This window comes from Polycyclovorans algicola TG408 (assembly GCF_000711245.1).
In the GTDB taxonomy this organism is placed as follows: domain Bacteria; phylum Pseudomonadota; class Gammaproteobacteria; order Nevskiales; family Nevskiaceae; genus Polycyclovorans; species Polycyclovorans algicola.
This window is the reverse complement of record NZ_JOMH01000001.1, coordinates 2819231-2833351: the sequence shown is the minus strand read 5'-3', so window position 1 is coordinate 2833351 and position 14121 is coordinate 2819231. Positions and strand designations below refer to the sequence as shown.

Below are 14121 nucleotides of genomic sequence, written 5' to 3'. Positions count from 1 at the left end.
AAGTTGCAATAAAAAAAGCGCCTGAGGCGCTTTTTTTATATCTGCGATTTGCCGCTGGCTGTTGAAAGAACAGCCGAGAAGAGATCAGTAGTCGAACTCTTCGTACTCGATCTCTTCCGCCGGCGCGTTGCCGTCATGGACGAGGTCGCGACGACGGTCGAGGTAGGCCGTCCGCAGGAAGACGTAGGGGTCAAACTGTTCGCGCAACAGCTGTTCGGTCCCCAGCAGAGATGCGCGAGTGTCGAGCGCGCCGAGCACAATCAGGCCGATGCGGATCTCGTCCTCGTGCTCCAGGTCGACATGATTGATGGGTTGCGCGTAGCCATCGGCCACCAGACCCACTAGGTCGCGATTGGACGACGGGCCGAGGAAGGGCAGCATCAGGAACCAGCCGTCACCAACACCCCAATGCCCCAGGGTCTGGCCAAAATCTTCATTGGTATCGGTCAGGCCAACCGAAGACGCCGGATCGAACAGGCCGGCCATGCCCAGGGTGCTGTTCATCAAAAAGCGCCCGGTGTCTCTGGCGGCCTGCTTGAACTTGAGTTGCAGCAAGTCGTTGGCGATCACCACCGGATAGCTGAGGTTGGACAGGAAGTTGCCAATGCCCCGGCGGACCGGCCTCGGCACCACCCGCACATACCCGCGCGCCACCGGCTCAAGCACATAGTCGTCGGCCACATTGTTGAACGCGAATACGCTGCGGTTGACCTTTTCCAGTGGGTCGGAGGGATCATGGGTCGGGCGATGCGCACAGGCCCCCAACAGGCCAAGAAGGGCCAGGCCCAAGCCAATACGGACAGCCCGAGAGTTCATGGCTGGGATTCCCGTTCAAACATCGTGTCGACTCCATAGAAACGCAGCAGTGTGGAAATTTGCGGTGCGGCATTGTGCAATGCCAGCGTTCGGCCCCGCGCAGCCGCGTGCCGACGCAGGGCCAGTAAAAAGGCGACGCCGGCGCTGTCAATCGCGCCGACGTCGCTCAGGTCCAGTGATTCGCCTGCAAGTTCGTCCGACCGTTCGAGCAACCCCGTTACGGTGGCGAATTTCAGGTCGCCCTGCAACCGGGCCATCAATCGTCTTCGCCGACATCCGGCGTCTTGGGTTCGATCTCGCCGCCTTCGAGTTTCTCGGTCACCGCATCCAGCCCGTCGCGGCCGATCTGATTGTTGAGCTGGGCACGGAAATTGTTGACCAGCGAAATGTTCTCGACCGTCAGGTCGAACACTTTCCAGCCATCATCTTTCAGTTGCATGACGAAGCCGATGGGCACCGGCGGCGCGTCCTTGCGGATCAGCGTCGACTGCACAGTCGCACGCTTGGCGTCCGGGGCCAGCCGCAGCGGGCGCCATTCGATTTCGACGTCGTCTTCGTATTCGACCAGCGCGTTGGCATAGGAGCGGAAAAGCATGCTCTTGAAAGCCTCGCCGAAGCGCTCCAGCTGCTCGGGACTGGCCTCGCGACCGTGCAGCCCAAGCACCAGCCGGGTGATGCGCGGAATGTCGAAGTGCGGCACGACCATTTCGTCGATCAGTTCAGCCAGCGCGTCAGGATCGGCTTTGAGCTCATCGCGACGTTCTGCGATGGCCGTACGCAGTTCGGCGGTGACGCTTTTGACCAGCTCATCCGGCGGGACGACCTCGGCCCGTGCACTGCCAAAGGCCAACGCCAGCAGCATCGCCACCGGCACGAAAAGTCGAAATTTGGGGGATATGCGCATCTGCATTACTCCTGGTTTGACGCCATGTTGGACAAAAATTGTCCGATTAAATTTTCGAGCACCAAGGCGCTCTGGGTCAGCATCAACTCGCTGCCATCAACCAACGGGTCCTGCATGCCGCCCGGTGTCAGGCCGATGTATTGCTCGCCGAGCAGTCCAGCGGTGAGGATTGAGGCCGAGCTGTCTTCCGGCAGGTTGTCGTACTGCCCGTCGATGGTCATGTGCACCGCAGCCTTGAAGGTGTAGGGGTCAATGACGATCTGGCTGACGCGGCCAATGCGCACCCCGGCAATCGTCACTGCCGAGCCCTGCTTGAGACCGCCAATATTCTCGAACTGCCCACTGACTTGGTAGGTGTCGCCGCCGCTGCCCACCGAGTCGAGACTGGCCACCCGAAACGTCAACACGAAGATTGCCGCGATACCCAGGCAAATGAAAAAGCCGACCAGTACTTCGAGTGAGCGATTGACCATGAAGAATCCTTGTCTGCAGCGCCTTAGCGGAACATGAAAGCTGTGAGCACGAAGTCCAGTGCCAGAATGACCAACGACGACAGCACCACCGTGCTGGTGGTGGCGCGGGAAACGCCTTCCGACGTTGGGGCGGCGTGGTAGCCCTGATACATCGCGATCCACGCCACTGAAAAGCCGAACAAGGTGCTCTTGATCATGCTGTCAACGATGTCTTGTGCGTTTACGGATGCACGGATCTGGCTCCAGTAGCTGCCATCGTCGATGCCGAGCAGTGACACACCCACCGCGTGACCGCCGGCGATACCGATGGCCATCACCGAAAAGATGGCGGCGAGCAGCGGCATCGAAATCAGCATGGCCAGAAAACGCGGCGCGATCACGCGCTTGAGCGGATCGGTCGCCATCATCTCCATTGCGGACAGTTGGTCGGTGGCCTTCATCAGGCCGATCTCTGCGGCCAGCGCTGAGCCCGCGCGACCGGCCACCAACAGCGCCGTCACCACCGGCCCCAGCTCGCGCACGATCACCAGCGCGACAAACACGCCCAATGATTCCTCGGCGCCGAAGCGCACCAGCGTGCGGAAGCCCTGCAGGGCCAGCACCATGCCAACGAAACTGCCCGATAACACCACGATGATCAGCGACATCACGCCGACCGAATGAAGTTGTTGGGCAAGGATGCGCGGCCGTGCCAGCGCGGCCGGCAGTGCGGCCAGCACATTGATCAAAAAGAACTGCGCGCGGCCGATGCCGGCAAACACCGCTGCGACTGTGGCGACGAGGCGTCTCATGGGCGGCGCGTGCCTCCAAGGCTCTCGGCCAGTGGCGGTGCCGGGTAGTGAAAGCGCACCGGGCCGTCAGCCTCGCCACGCAAAAACTGGCGGGCCAACGGGTCGTCAGTCTGCTTCAGCGACTCGGGGGTGCCGGCGGCAATCACTTTGCCGCCGGCAACGATGTAGGCGTAATCGGCAATCGACAGCACCTCGCCAACATCGTGTGAGACGACAATGCTGGTGAGTCCCAGTGCGTCGTTCAAGGCGCGGATCAGGCGCATTAACACCCCCATGCTGATCGGGTCCTGGCCGGTGAACGGCTCGTCGTACATCACCAGCTCGGGGTCGAAAACCACTGCACGCGCCAGCGCCACGCGCCGTGCCATGCCGCCGGACAGCGACTCCGGCATCAGCTGCGCCGCGCCGCGCAAGCCGACCGCGTCGAGCTTGAGCAGAACCAAGTCATGGATCAGTGCCTCGGGCAGATCGGAGTGCTCACGCAATGGGAAGGCGACGTTCTCGAACACGCTCAAGTCGGTGAGCAGCGCGCCGTGCTGAAACAGCATGCCCATCCGCCGCCGCAGTGCGTAAAGCGATTTGCGCCGCAGCGTGTGGACGTTGACGCCGTCAAATTCGACCGTACCGCCGGCGGGCCGCCATTGGCCGCCGATCAGGCGCAGCAAGGTGGTTTTGCCGGTGCCCGAAGGCCCCATGATGGCGGTCACCTTGCCGCGCGCAATGTCGATGTCGATGCCGTCATAAACGACCTGCGACCCATGCGCAAAATGCAGCTTTCTCACCTTGACCAATGAGGGCGCTTCGCGTGCATCGTGGGCGGCGTCGGGCAACGCGGGGGAGGGCATCGTCATAGCTTAGGCAGTCCAAACTGAACGGGCACTGGCGGTGCGTACGGTAATCGCAATTCTTCAGTGAGCAGGGTCAGCAGCCGGGCGTCCAGGTGCGTGCGGTCGATGTCCGGCACCCAGGCGATCAACTGCGTCATCGGCTGGCCGATCAGACCACAGGGGTTGATCCGCGCAAACGGTGTCAGGTCCATGTCGATGTTCAGGGACAGCCCGTGGTAGCTGCGAAAGCGCCGGACCCGCAAGCCCAGTGAGGCGATTTTTGCCTCGCCCACATAGACCCCCGGCGCTTTGGGCCGCGCGTGCGCTTCGATGCCGTAGCCCGCGAGCAGCCGGACCAGCGCCTGCTCGATGCCGGTTACCAGCGCGCGCACGCCCAAACCCCGTCGTTGCAGGTCAACCAAGACGTACACCACCCGTTGTCCTGGGCCGTGATAGGTCACCTGGCCGCCGCGATCAGACTGCACCAGCGGAATGTCGCCGGCGTCCAGCACGTGCGCCGCTTTTCCGGCGAGCCCCTGGGTGAACACCGGGGGGTGCTCGACCAGCCACAGCTCATCCGGTGTGTCGGCCTCGCGCGCATCGGTCCACTGCTGCATCGCGTGGTAGCAATGCAGATAATCGATCTGACCCAGATCGCGAACCGTCACCGGCGGAATCACCGAGCAGGCTGCTGCTGACGCCACGTCGTCAACCGGCGATCAGCAGGCGAATCCAGTCGATGAAGCGCTTCCAGAGCGAGCCGCGTTCGACATCGACCAGGGCGACCAACGAGGTCGTGCGCAGGACTTCGCCGTCGAGGCTGACAGTGACCTCGCCAATCTCCTGGCCGACGCTCAGCGGCGCCTTCAGCGGGGACTTTAAGGTGAACGTGGTTTCAACGCGCTCAGCGCCATCGCGGCCCAGCGTGATGGCGAGCGGTTCCAGCGTGCCAGCAGACACCTCGTCGGCCGCGCCGCCATAGACCCGCGCCTGGGTCACCGGTTTGGCCGGACCCAGCAGCTGCGCGGTGTCAAAGAAGCGGAAGCCGTACTCCAGCAGCGCGCGAGACGCCTGGGTCCGTGCGTTGGTGCTGTTGGTGCCCATCACCACGCTGATCAGCCGGCGCCCGTCGCGGATCGCACTGGCCGCCAGGCAATACCCTGCCGCCTCGGTGTGGCCGGTCTTGATGCCGTCGACCGATGCATCTTCAAACAGCAGCCGGTTGCGGTTGGGCTGGCGGATGTCGTTGAACACGAACTCCCGCTCCTTGAACCACGCATAGAAATCGGGGAAGTCGCGAATCAGCGCCTGGGACATCAGCGCAATGTCGCGGACAGAGGTCAGCATGGCGTCGTCCGGCAGGCCGCTGGAATTGGTGAAATGGGTGTTGACCATGCCGATGCGCGCCGCATGCTTGTTCATCAACTGCGCAAACACGCTCTCATCGCCGGCGATGTGCTCGGCCACGGCAATGCTGGCGTCATTGCCCGACTGCACGATGATGCCGTGCAGCAGGTCTTCCAGCCGAACCCGGTTGCCGACCTCAATGAACGAGCGCGAACCTTGCGCGCGCCACGCCTTCTCGCTGATCAGCACTTCATCGTCCAGCGAGGTGTGGCCCTTGGTGATCTCATCGAAGGCGATGTACAGCGTCATCACTTTGGTGATGCTCGCCGGCGGCAGCCTGAGGTCAGGTTCACGCGACGCCAGAATGTCACCGGTCTGGTGATCCATCAGCACATAGCTGGTGGCGGGGATGGTCGGCGGAGCCGGCGTGGTGACCTGGGCAGCGGTCGGGGCGGCCATCAGCAGGGCAACCCAGCCTAAAACGACGTTCAACCTCATCAAGCTCATTCCTTTCATCGATGTCACGGCAGGTGGGGACGTGCCAGATAGTCTTCGGACTGCATCTCCAGCAGGCGCGAACAGGTGCGTTCGAACTCGAAGTGCAGTTTTTGCCCTTGGTACAGCGCGGTGATGGGCGCTGCGGCGCTGATCACCAGTTTGACGCCGCGATCATAGAACGCATCGACGAGGTGCACGAAGCGCCGCGCCGGGTCGTCGCCGTCAAGTCCGAGCGCTGGAACGTGCGAAATCAGCACGGTGTGATGCGTCTGCGCCAGCTCAATGTAGTCGGCGACGCTGCGCGGGCCTTCGCACAGCGCCTTGAAGGTGAACCAGATCACCCCCTCGGCCCGTTGCTGGGCGGGCAGCGTCCGATCGTTAAGGGTGATGGTCGTCTCGCTCTCGGTCGAACCCGGTGCCAGCGTCTTGAACGTTTCACAGAGTCGGGCTTCAGCTTGCGCATCATCAGGCTGGTGATACAGCGCCATCTGCGTCAGCGAGCGCAACCGGTAGTCGGTACCGCCATCGACATTCAGCACGTGGACGTGGGCCTTGAGCTGATCGATGGCCGGCAGGAATCGTTCGCGCTGCAGCCCGTCGCGGTAGAGCTGGTCGGGGGTCAGGTTGCTGGTCGCCACCAGACACACACCGTGGGTAAAAAGGGCATCGAGCAGGCGGCCGAGAATCATCGCGTCGCCGATGTCGGAGACGAAAAATTCATCGAAACACAGCACCCGCACCTCGGACGCAATGTCGCGGGCAATCGGCAGCAGCGGGTCTACCGTGTCGGTGTAATCACGCCGCCGGCGATGGATGTCGAGCATGAAACGGTGAAAGTGCGTGCGCCGCTTCTGCGAGAACGGCAGCGCTTCGTAAAACAGGTCCATCAGGTAGGTCTTGCCGCGCCCGACGCCGCCCCATAGATACAGTCCCTCGACCGGGGTCCAGTTACGACGTCGACCGCGCCAGTCGCGGCCGGGCGGGGTGCTGACCAAGGTTACGAACAGCGATTCGAACGCATCCACCGCGCGGCGCTGGGCAGCGTCGGTCACGAAGTCAGGGCGCGCCAGATCGCGTTGATACCGTGTCAGCGGTGAATCACCCAACATCATTCGTAGCGGGTTCCCAGCAGGTCGGCCGTGTAACGATTGAGCAACACGCCGCGCGGATCCACCTTGTTGCGTAGCGCCACGAACTCATCGAAGCGCGGGTAGAGCTGGCGCAGCTCGTGGGCCGTCTTGTCGTGCAGCTTGGCCCAGTGCGGCCGTCCGCCGTGGCGGTCGAGCACTTCCCATAGGGCCGCGAAATAATCGGTGTAGTCCGAGCCGGGCGGCGCACGCAGGCCAATCAGCGCCACCTCCTGCTGGTAAGCCGGCGACAACCAGGCGGTGTCGGCCGAGGCAAAGCGAATGGTGATGGGCAGCGGCGTCGCGAAATCCAATGCGCGAATCAAATGGTCGATTTGCCGCAGCGCGTCCGGCGCCGCACTGACCGGGATGGCGTACTCGGATTCGACATGGCGCACCCAGCGAATGCGGCCAAAGGCCTCGTGAGACTCGGTGACCCAAGGCCGGTCTCGTCCGACCAGGCGGTTGACCCGGTGAGCCAGCGGCGTCAACCCGGGGAACCATTGCGCGGCGCGGTCCCAGCCGACGCCCACCAGGTTATTGGCGATAAAGTCCTGCGCCCGCCGCCGCCCGGGCAGCCGGGTGATCGGCGCGCGCGTCAGGTCACGACTCAGCAGCAGCACATCATCGGCATTGGGTTGCCAGTAGAGCGTCAAATGGCGATGCGCGCGGCGCAGACGCTCAAGGCGGTTCATTACCGAGGCAAAGCTGGCGTTCTCACGCCGGGTTTCCAGCCGGTAGGGCGTGCGGCATTGCAGCTCGACGTGGGTCATCACGCCGAGCACCCCCAGCGACAGGCGTCCGGCATCAAAGTTGTCGCCGTCGGCCTTGGTGACGGTGTGCGCAGCGCCGTTGGGCAACACCACGCGGAAACCGGTCACCAGCGAGGCCAGGCTCGACAGGCCATTGGCACTGTTGATCAGGCCGCCGGCAAAGGCACCGCCCAGGGTCTGCCGGTCGTAGTCGCCGTGCAGGTCCAGCGCCAGCCCGCGTTGCGCCAACGCCTGACCCAGCCGCCCCATGCGGGTACCGGCCCGCACCCAGACCCGCTTGCGCGGCTTGTCCACCGTTTCGATACCAGTGAAATGGGCCAGCGACATGTGATTTTCATCGCTGGCGGCCAGCGGCGTATGGGCGTGGCCACGGCCGACAACACGCAGGCGCTCGGCCTCTTCGGTGCAGCGCATCAGCTCTGACTGCACCTCTTCCAGCGTCGCCGGAAAGGCGCAGTGCGAAGGCTGGCAGCGGACATTGCCAGCCCAGTTTCGCCAGGGTTTAGGCAGCAAGGTGCGTTGCATGAAACTCCCGCGGAATTTGGCCGTGCCCGACGCCCCTTGTGGCGCGTCGGACGGGGCGAAAGGATACGCGCAAACGGCATATTGGTGCGCTGCATCATTTAGGGCCTGTTAACAATTGGCGCATCGCTGCGGCCGAGTCGGTTCTGGCCTTGGGCGAGGCGGGAGAAGTGCGGTTTGGTCATTCCAAACAAGCGACGACCAACGAAGTCCAGGGCCAGAACCGGCCGGCCCCTTTGGGTTGCTGTCTGTTTTTCCGCCATGCGGCGTTGCGCCTTCGTCATTTGGAATAACCAGATTTCCTCAGTCGCGTCTTGCCTGGCGAAAAAACAGACGGCAACACAGCGATACGGCAATTGCTAACAGGCCCCAGGGCTGATGCCGGGCTCAGGCGGCTTCGGCGAGCGTGTTCTGGCGATCCGCTTCGCCGCAATGGTCAGCGACCCAATTGCGTACTTGCTGTTTGACCGACTCGACTGCCACGCGGTCAGCGCCGCCGGGCAGCACCGGCGGGCCCACCCGCACCGTCACCGGTCGCCAGCGGAAGCCTTTCCAGCCGCCGCCAAGCATCTCGCGGCTGTTGCGTATCGCCACCGGCACCACCGGCACGCCAGCCCGTGCGGCCAGCAGAAACGCGCCGGTCTTGAACGGCAACAGGCCGGGGCGGGCATCATCGAACGTGCCCTCGGCGAAGATCGCCAGCGACTCACCGGCCTTCAGGCGCTTCATCAACAGTCGGGTTTGCTGGGCACCTTCGCGAACCGATCCGCGGTTGATGAACGACACCCCCGTTCGACGCAACACCCACCCCACGAAGGGCCAGCGCGCCGCACCGTCCTGCACGACGAAGGTGAAGCGGGCAGGCAGCACGGCGGTGAGAATCAGCCCATCCATGTAACTGGCATGGTTGGCGACGACCATCGCCGGCGTGTCGGGCAGCCAGTCCATGGCCTCGCGGCGCAGGTGTTGGCCAATCAGCGCTAGACAGATGTGCACCGCTGAGCGGCCGATGGCGCGCCGCAGCGCCAGCGTTGGCGCGACCAGAATCAGCGGGCAGAAAAAACCGAACATCACCATGCAGAACACGGGGGTCGCGATCAGGCAGTAAAGCGCGTCAACGGCAGTGCGAAATCGGTGGGGGGCAGGTGCCGTCATCGAATTATGATATCCAGATCATGCTGCCCGAACCCGACTCGCTGATGGCGTCTCGTCGTCTGATCGACGACTTTCTCGACGCGCTCTGGCTGGAGCGCGGCGCGCGGCCCAACACCCGGGCCAGCTATCGCAGCGACCTGCTTCAGTTTGCCCGCAGCCTCGCAGTCCGCGAGGCAACGCTGGCCGATGCCACCGAGGCTGACGTGCAGCAGTGGATCGCGACCGGCGCCCGCCAGACCGTCGCCCGCACCCAGGCGCGTAGGGTTTCGGCGCTGCGACAGTTTTATCAGTGGCGGCTGCGGGAAGCGCCGAGCGCGCTCGACCCGACCGTCTCGCTCAAGGCGCCGCGGCTCGGAAGGCGACTGCCGCGCAGCCTGGAAGAGCATGAGATTGAGCGTCTGCTCGATGCGCCCGACACCGACACGCCGATGGGCTTGCGCGACCGCGCCATGTTCGAACTGATGTACGCCTCGGGTTTGCGCGTGACCGAGCTCATCGAGCTCAGCTTGCCGCGCCTCGACTTGCAGCGCGGTCTGGTGCAAGTGCTGGGCAAGGGCGGCAAGGAGCGCCTGGTGCCGATGGGCGAATGGGCCAGCGAGTGGGTGACCCGTTACCTGCGGCAGGCCAGGCCGCTATGGGTGGCCAAGGCATCAGTCGACGTGGTGTTCTGCTCGCAGCGCGGTCAGGCCATGACCCGGCAGAACGCCTGGCTGCGCATCAAACAGCATGCGGTGACCGCCGGCATTGGCAGCACGCTGTCACCGCACATGCTGCGCCACGCGTTCGCCACGCACCTGCTCAATCACGGTGCCGATCTGCGCAGCCTGCAGAGCCTGCTCGGCCACGCCGACCTGTCGACCACGCAGATTTACACCCACGTCGCCCAAGCGCGGCTGCAGCAGTTGCATGCGCGACATCATCCGCGCGCCTGAGTTGGCCGTAAGTGTCTAAACCGCCACGCCCGTCGCGCCTTCAGCAGCTTTGCCATACTCGCCGCCTCTAAAGTCATCGACAAAGACCCCCACCATGCCGCTTGCCGCACGCCTGATCCCTGCCATTGCCCTGATGGCCCTGCTGTCCGCCTGCCAGGATTCCCCGACCGAACCCGCCGCGCCCGCCACGCCGACCGAGACGCCCGCCGAGCCCACGGCGGCACCGCTGGCCGAAGGCATCGCCGAAGAGCATCAGGCGCTGGCCCAAACGCTCACCGAAGCGGTAGGCGCACCGCCTGACGCCATCGGCCCGGCTGCAGCCGACGGCATGTTGCAGGTGCGTTGGGGCAGCAACTTTGCCTACATGCCCGAAAACGGTCACCACCTCGTCATCGGCGACATGATCGACCTGCGCAACGGCCATCAGATCACCGAAGCCAGCCGCAAGGCGGTTCGCGTTGCGGCGCTGGAACGTCTCGACGGCAGCATCGAATTTCTGCCGGAAAACCCCGAGCACATCATCACCGTCTTCACCGACATCGACTGTGGCTACTGCCGCAAGATGCACGCCGAATTGGCCGACTACCAGGCTGAAGGTATCGGCATTCGCTACGTGTTTTACCCGCGCTCGGGTCCGGGCACCGAGTCGTTCCGCAAGGCCGAAGCCGTGTGGTGCAGCGACGACCGGCAGCAGGCGCTCACCGCAGCCAAGGAAGGCGCCGCGATGGACGGCGACAGCAGTTGCGCCAACCCGGTGCTCACCGATTACCAGTTGGGCCAGGAGCTGGGCCTGCGCGGCACGCCGATGATCGTGCTGCCCGACGGCGAAGTGATCAACGGCTACGTGCCCGCCGCCGCCATGGCCGCGCAGTTTGCTGCCGCCAGCGAAGCCGGCGGCTGACCGACCCGCGACCCGACATGCGCGCCGCCGTCACGGTCATCACCCTGGGGGTCGATGACCTGACCCGGGCGCTGGCCTTCTACCGCGACGGTCTGGGCTTCGCGACCAACGGCATCGTCGGCACCGAGTTTGCACACGGCGCGGTGGTGTTCATCGACCTGCAACCCGGCTTGCGCCTCGCCCTGTGGCCGCGCGCCAGCATCGCCCACGACAGCGGCCTGCCGCTGGGGCCGCCTAGCGCCACCAACATGACCCTGGGCCACAACGTGGCCAGCAAGGACGAAGTGGACGCCGTCATGGCCCAAGCCGCTCAGGCGGGCGCCACCCTCGTCAAGCCCGCGCACGACACCTTCTGGGGAGGTTATGCCGGGTACTTTCAAGACCCTGACCAGCACCTGTGGGAAGTGGTGTGGAATCCGGCGTGGGCAACTGACGATTGAGGCGGCAACAAAGTCCAAGTGGCTAGCGCATTTTTGTTCAGAAGCAGCCATTTGTCGTCATACCGGCGAAGGCCGGTATCCAGTTTTGATACGGCCCAAGCCCTTGCTGGCACTGGATTCCGGCCGGAGACATGCTCCGGCTCGCCGGAATGACGGTTTTGGTATCAGGCAATACATGCGCTTGAATCAAGAACGCTCCAGGTGTGCCCGGAATCCTGGCAACTTCAGGGTTGCGTTTCGGCTGCCTACCCGTTGTTGGGGGTCCTTCGCACAAGCAGCGGGCGTATAACACCTGCGGGAGGCGTCATCGCTTGTCCTTGCGACATGCGAGCCAAGCGGCAAAAAAATAAAAAACGCGGGGGTGGGGAATGCAAACGCAACAGAAAAAAATGATCGGCCACGGCGCCATCGTCATCTTTATTGGATTGGCCGCCGGCTTTGGCTTGGTCATGAGCCTGATCGGCGGCTTCGAGCTGTTCCCCGGCTACATTCTGGAATTCGAAGTAATTGGCGACACCCGTGCCTGGGCGCGCGCCCACGCCGGCGGCATCATGAACGGCCTGTTCGTCATTTCAGTGGCGCTGCTCACGCACGCCATGTCGCTGTCCAGCAAAGCCGCCACGCAGCTCTACTGGATGCTGGTCGGCACCGGCTACGCCAACACCCTGTTTTATTGGGGCGCCCTGTTTGCGCCTAGCCGCGCCCTGACCTTTGGTGACAATCGACTCGGCGAGACCAACATTGCCGGCATTCTCGGCTTTGGCCCGGCGCTGGTCTTCGCCGTGGTGGCCATGATCGCCATGGCGATTGTTGTGCGCGAGGCGTTCTCAGACCGCTGAATCCAGGTCGCCCTGTTGTGCATTTCCCACAATAAGCAAGGAAGCAGCGGCCATGGCAACTGACAGTCAAACATTGGAAACCGATTACCTGATCATCGGCGCGGGCGCCATGGGCATGGCCTTTGCCGACACGGTTTTTGATGAGCAGCCCGACGCAAAAATGATCATCGTCGATCGGCGCGCCAAGCCCGGCGGGCACTGGGTCGATGCGTATCCATACGTGGCGTTGCACCAGCCAGCCGCTTTCTACGGCGTCAATTCAACCACGCTCGGGCAGGGCGGGGAAGATCTCGCCTCCTGGCCCGAGATCAACGCCTATTACTTTCTGCTCATGAAGCGCATGGTCGAAAGTGGCCGCGTGCAGTTCCTGAGCATGTGCAACTACCTGGGCGACGGACGCGTGGCGCCGGTTGCGGCGCCGGACCATGTCACCACCATCACGGCGCGTCGGCGCATCGTTGACGGCACCTTCATGAATGTTGAAGTGCCGGCCACCGTGCCCCCAAAGTTTGCGGTTGATGCGTCGCAGACCCTGGTGCCGCCCAACGCGTTGCCGCGTCTGTCCAAGCCCTGGAAGCGCTACGTGGTTTGCGGCGCGGGCAAAACCGGTACCGATGCCATCGTGTTTCTACTCGACAGCGGGGTCTCGCCAGAACAGATTCAGTGGATTGCGCCGAACGACTCCTGGCTTTGGGCGCGCCAAACGGTGCAGCCGGGCGTCGTGCTCGTCGAGTTTGAAAAGCACCTGGAAAGCGTCATTGCGGCCAAGCAGGTGGATGACATTTTTCTGCAGCTCGAACGGCTTGGCAGCGTCTGTCGTCTTGATGCCAATGTGATGCCGACCAAATGGCGCTGCGCCACCATTTCGCAGCGAGAAGTCAGTGAATTGCAGCGCATCAAAAACGTGATGCGCATGGGGCGGATCAAGCGCATCACCGCGAGCCAGATTGAACTCGACGGCGGCACCATTCCCACCGACAGCGAAACCCTGCACATCGACTGCACCGCCAACGGCCTGCAACGCCGACCGCCGCAACCGATCTTCGAGCCCGGCACCATCACCTTGCAATCGATCTTCATGTGCCAGCAAACCTTCAGCGCCGCCATCATCGCGCACATGGAAACGCTGAAACTGGATGACGCGGCGCGAAACGCCATGTGCGAGGTCGTGCCGCATCCCGAACGCAACCAAGACCACCCCACCTGCCTTGTCGCCAGCTTTCGTAACCTGTTCAGCGCCAACAAGCACATGCTCATCTGGCTGCGCCGGAGTCGCCTGAATCTTCTGCACGAAGAAACCTTGTTGGATTACCTGCTTGGCGCGCTACGGCTGAAAAAGCGATTGCCGCTGGCAGAAGCGTCAGTCAAGCGGATGTTGGGGCAGGCGTAAGTTTCTGCCAGCGGCCGGTCGGAATGAACAGGGCGCTTGTTCTTGTCTGCGCCTTGGTAACCCTTTATCAGACCTTGTGATGCCTGACGCCGTAGCTCAGCCGCGTTTCTGCCGTAGCGAAGCGGAGGCGGGAACGTCGGCTGGAGCGCCTCGTTGGGCATGTGCGTGAAACACACGCTCGGCGACTTTCGATGGAAGAACTATTGGGTCGAAGGCGCTGGCCGGATAAAGGTAGTCTTCTCCAGACTCATCAACCACGCGCAACTGCGAATGCTTCTCCGCGTCAGCATCCGCGAGAACTTCATAGAGCTTGCGTAGCTCTAGCGACACTTCGTAGCCGCGGTTGTCCACGCAGACTGCAAAGGTATGTTTAGTCATGGTTGTTG

The 14121-nt window shown here is 63.3% G+C and carries 17 protein-coding genes; 5 read left to right on the top strand and 12 right to left on the bottom strand.

The features are described from left to right. Window positions 1–84 precede the first annotated feature (84 nt). From U741_RS0113595 to U741_RS0113545, 11 genes are all read right to left on the bottom strand, one after another. Complete coding sequence (locus tag U741_RS0113595) at window positions 85–816, bottom strand: MlaA family lipoprotein (protein WP_029890999.1); 732 nt, start codon at window positions 814–816, stop codon at window positions 85–87. Next, entirely contained in the window at window positions 813–1073 is a 261-nt protein-coding gene (locus tag U741_RS17935; protein WP_043110287.1) for an STAS domain-containing protein, read from the bottom strand. The genes U741_RS0113595 and U741_RS17935 overlap by 4 nt, the downstream gene beginning before the upstream one ends. Continuing rightward, a complete protein-coding gene (locus U741_RS0113585; RefSeq protein ID WP_161776229.1) occupies window positions 1073–1720 on the bottom strand; it encodes an MlaC/ttg2D family ABC transporter substrate-binding protein in 648 nt (215 codons plus the stop codon). The genes U741_RS17935 and U741_RS0113585 overlap by 1 nt, the downstream gene beginning before the upstream one ends. Window positions 1721–1725: 5 nt before the next feature. Next, on the bottom strand, window positions 1726–2193 hold the full coding sequence (gene mlaD / locus U741_RS0113580; RefSeq protein ID WP_029890997.1) for an outer membrane lipid asymmetry maintenance protein MlaD: 468 nt from the start codon (window positions 2191–2193) through the stop codon (window positions 1726–1728). A gap of 23 nt (window positions 2194–2216) precedes the next feature. Continuing rightward, window positions 2217–2984: a lipid asymmetry maintenance ABC transporter permease subunit MlaE gene (gene mlaE, locus U741_RS0113575; protein WP_029890996.1), complete on the bottom strand. Its 768-nt coding sequence runs from the start codon at window positions 2982–2984 to the stop codon at window positions 2217–2219. Further along, window positions 2981–3829 carry an ABC transporter ATP-binding protein gene (locus tag U741_RS0113570; protein WP_052378823.1) on the bottom strand — a complete coding sequence of 283 codons (849 nt, stop codon included), beginning with the start codon at window positions 3827–3829 and terminating at the stop codon, window positions 2981–2983. Before U741_RS0113570 ends, mlaE begins: the two co-directional genes overlap by 4 nt. 2 nt (window positions 3830–3831) lie before the next feature. Then, window positions 3832–4428, bottom strand: a complete 597-nt coding sequence (gene lipB, locus U741_RS0113565; protein WP_235200678.1) for a lipoyl(octanoyl) transferase LipB — start codon at window positions 4426–4428, stop codon at window positions 3832–3834. A gap of 91 nt (window positions 4429–4519) precedes the next feature. Continuing rightward, the gene (locus tag U741_RS0113560) at window positions 4520–5656 is read right to left on the bottom strand and encodes a D-alanyl-D-alanine carboxypeptidase family protein (protein ID WP_043110625.1); all 1137 of its coding nucleotides are present in this window, start codon (window positions 5654–5656) and stop codon (window positions 4520–4522) included. Between the two features lie 23 nt (window positions 5657–5679). Beyond that, window positions 5680–6768, bottom strand: a complete 1089-nt coding sequence (gene zapE, locus U741_RS0113555; RefSeq protein ID WP_152551617.1) for a cell division protein ZapE — start codon at window positions 6766–6768, stop codon at window positions 5680–5682. Continuing rightward, on the bottom strand, window positions 6765–8081 hold the full coding sequence (locus U741_RS0113550) for a D-arabinono-1,4-lactone oxidase (RefSeq protein WP_029890991.1): 1317 nt from the start codon (window positions 8079–8081) through the stop codon (window positions 6765–6767). Before U741_RS0113550 ends, zapE begins: the two co-directional genes overlap by 4 nt. Window positions 8082–8465: 384 nt before the next feature. Next, entirely contained in the window at window positions 8466–9233 is a 768-nt protein-coding gene (locus U741_RS0113545) for a lysophospholipid acyltransferase family protein (RefSeq protein WP_029890990.1), read from the bottom strand. A 20-nt stretch (window positions 9234–9253) separates the two neighbouring features. On the opposite strand from U741_RS0113545, the gene xerD reads away from it, so the two are divergent. From xerD to U741_RS0113520, 5 genes are all read left to right on the top strand, one after another. Further along, entirely contained in the window at window positions 9254–10165 is a 912-nt protein-coding gene (xerD, locus tag U741_RS0113540) for a site-specific tyrosine recombinase XerD (protein WP_200872732.1), read from the top strand. A gap of 94 nt (window positions 10166–10259) precedes the next feature. Further along, entirely contained in the window at window positions 10260–11066 is an 807-nt protein-coding gene (locus tag U741_RS0113535; protein WP_052378822.1) for a DsbC family protein, read from the top strand. Between the two features lie 17 nt (window positions 11067–11083). Then, complete coding sequence (locus U741_RS0113530; RefSeq protein ID WP_029890987.1) at window positions 11084–11506, top strand: VOC family protein; 423 nt, start codon at window positions 11084–11086, stop codon at window positions 11504–11506. A gap of 368 nt (window positions 11507–11874) precedes the next feature. Continuing rightward, the gene (gene styC, locus U741_RS0113525; RefSeq protein WP_029890986.1) at window positions 11875–12345 is read left to right on the top strand and encodes a styrene-oxide isomerase StyC; all 471 of its coding nucleotides are present in this window, start codon (window positions 11875–11877) and stop codon (window positions 12343–12345) included. Window positions 12346–12397: 52 nt separating this feature from the next. Next, window positions 12398–13735 carry a hypothetical protein gene (locus U741_RS0113520; protein WP_029890985.1) on the top strand — a complete coding sequence of 446 codons (1338 nt, stop codon included), beginning with the start codon at window positions 12398–12400 and terminating at the stop codon, window positions 13733–13735. 96 nt (window positions 13736–13831) lie between these two features. Here U741_RS0113520 and U741_RS19030 read toward each other — a convergent pair whose 3' ends face one another. Then, window positions 13832–14113 carry a hypothetical protein gene (locus tag U741_RS19030; protein WP_084154874.1) on the bottom strand — a complete coding sequence of 94 codons (282 nt, stop codon included), beginning with the start codon at window positions 14111–14113 and terminating at the stop codon, window positions 13832–13834. Window positions 14114–14121 lie beyond the last annotated feature (8 nt).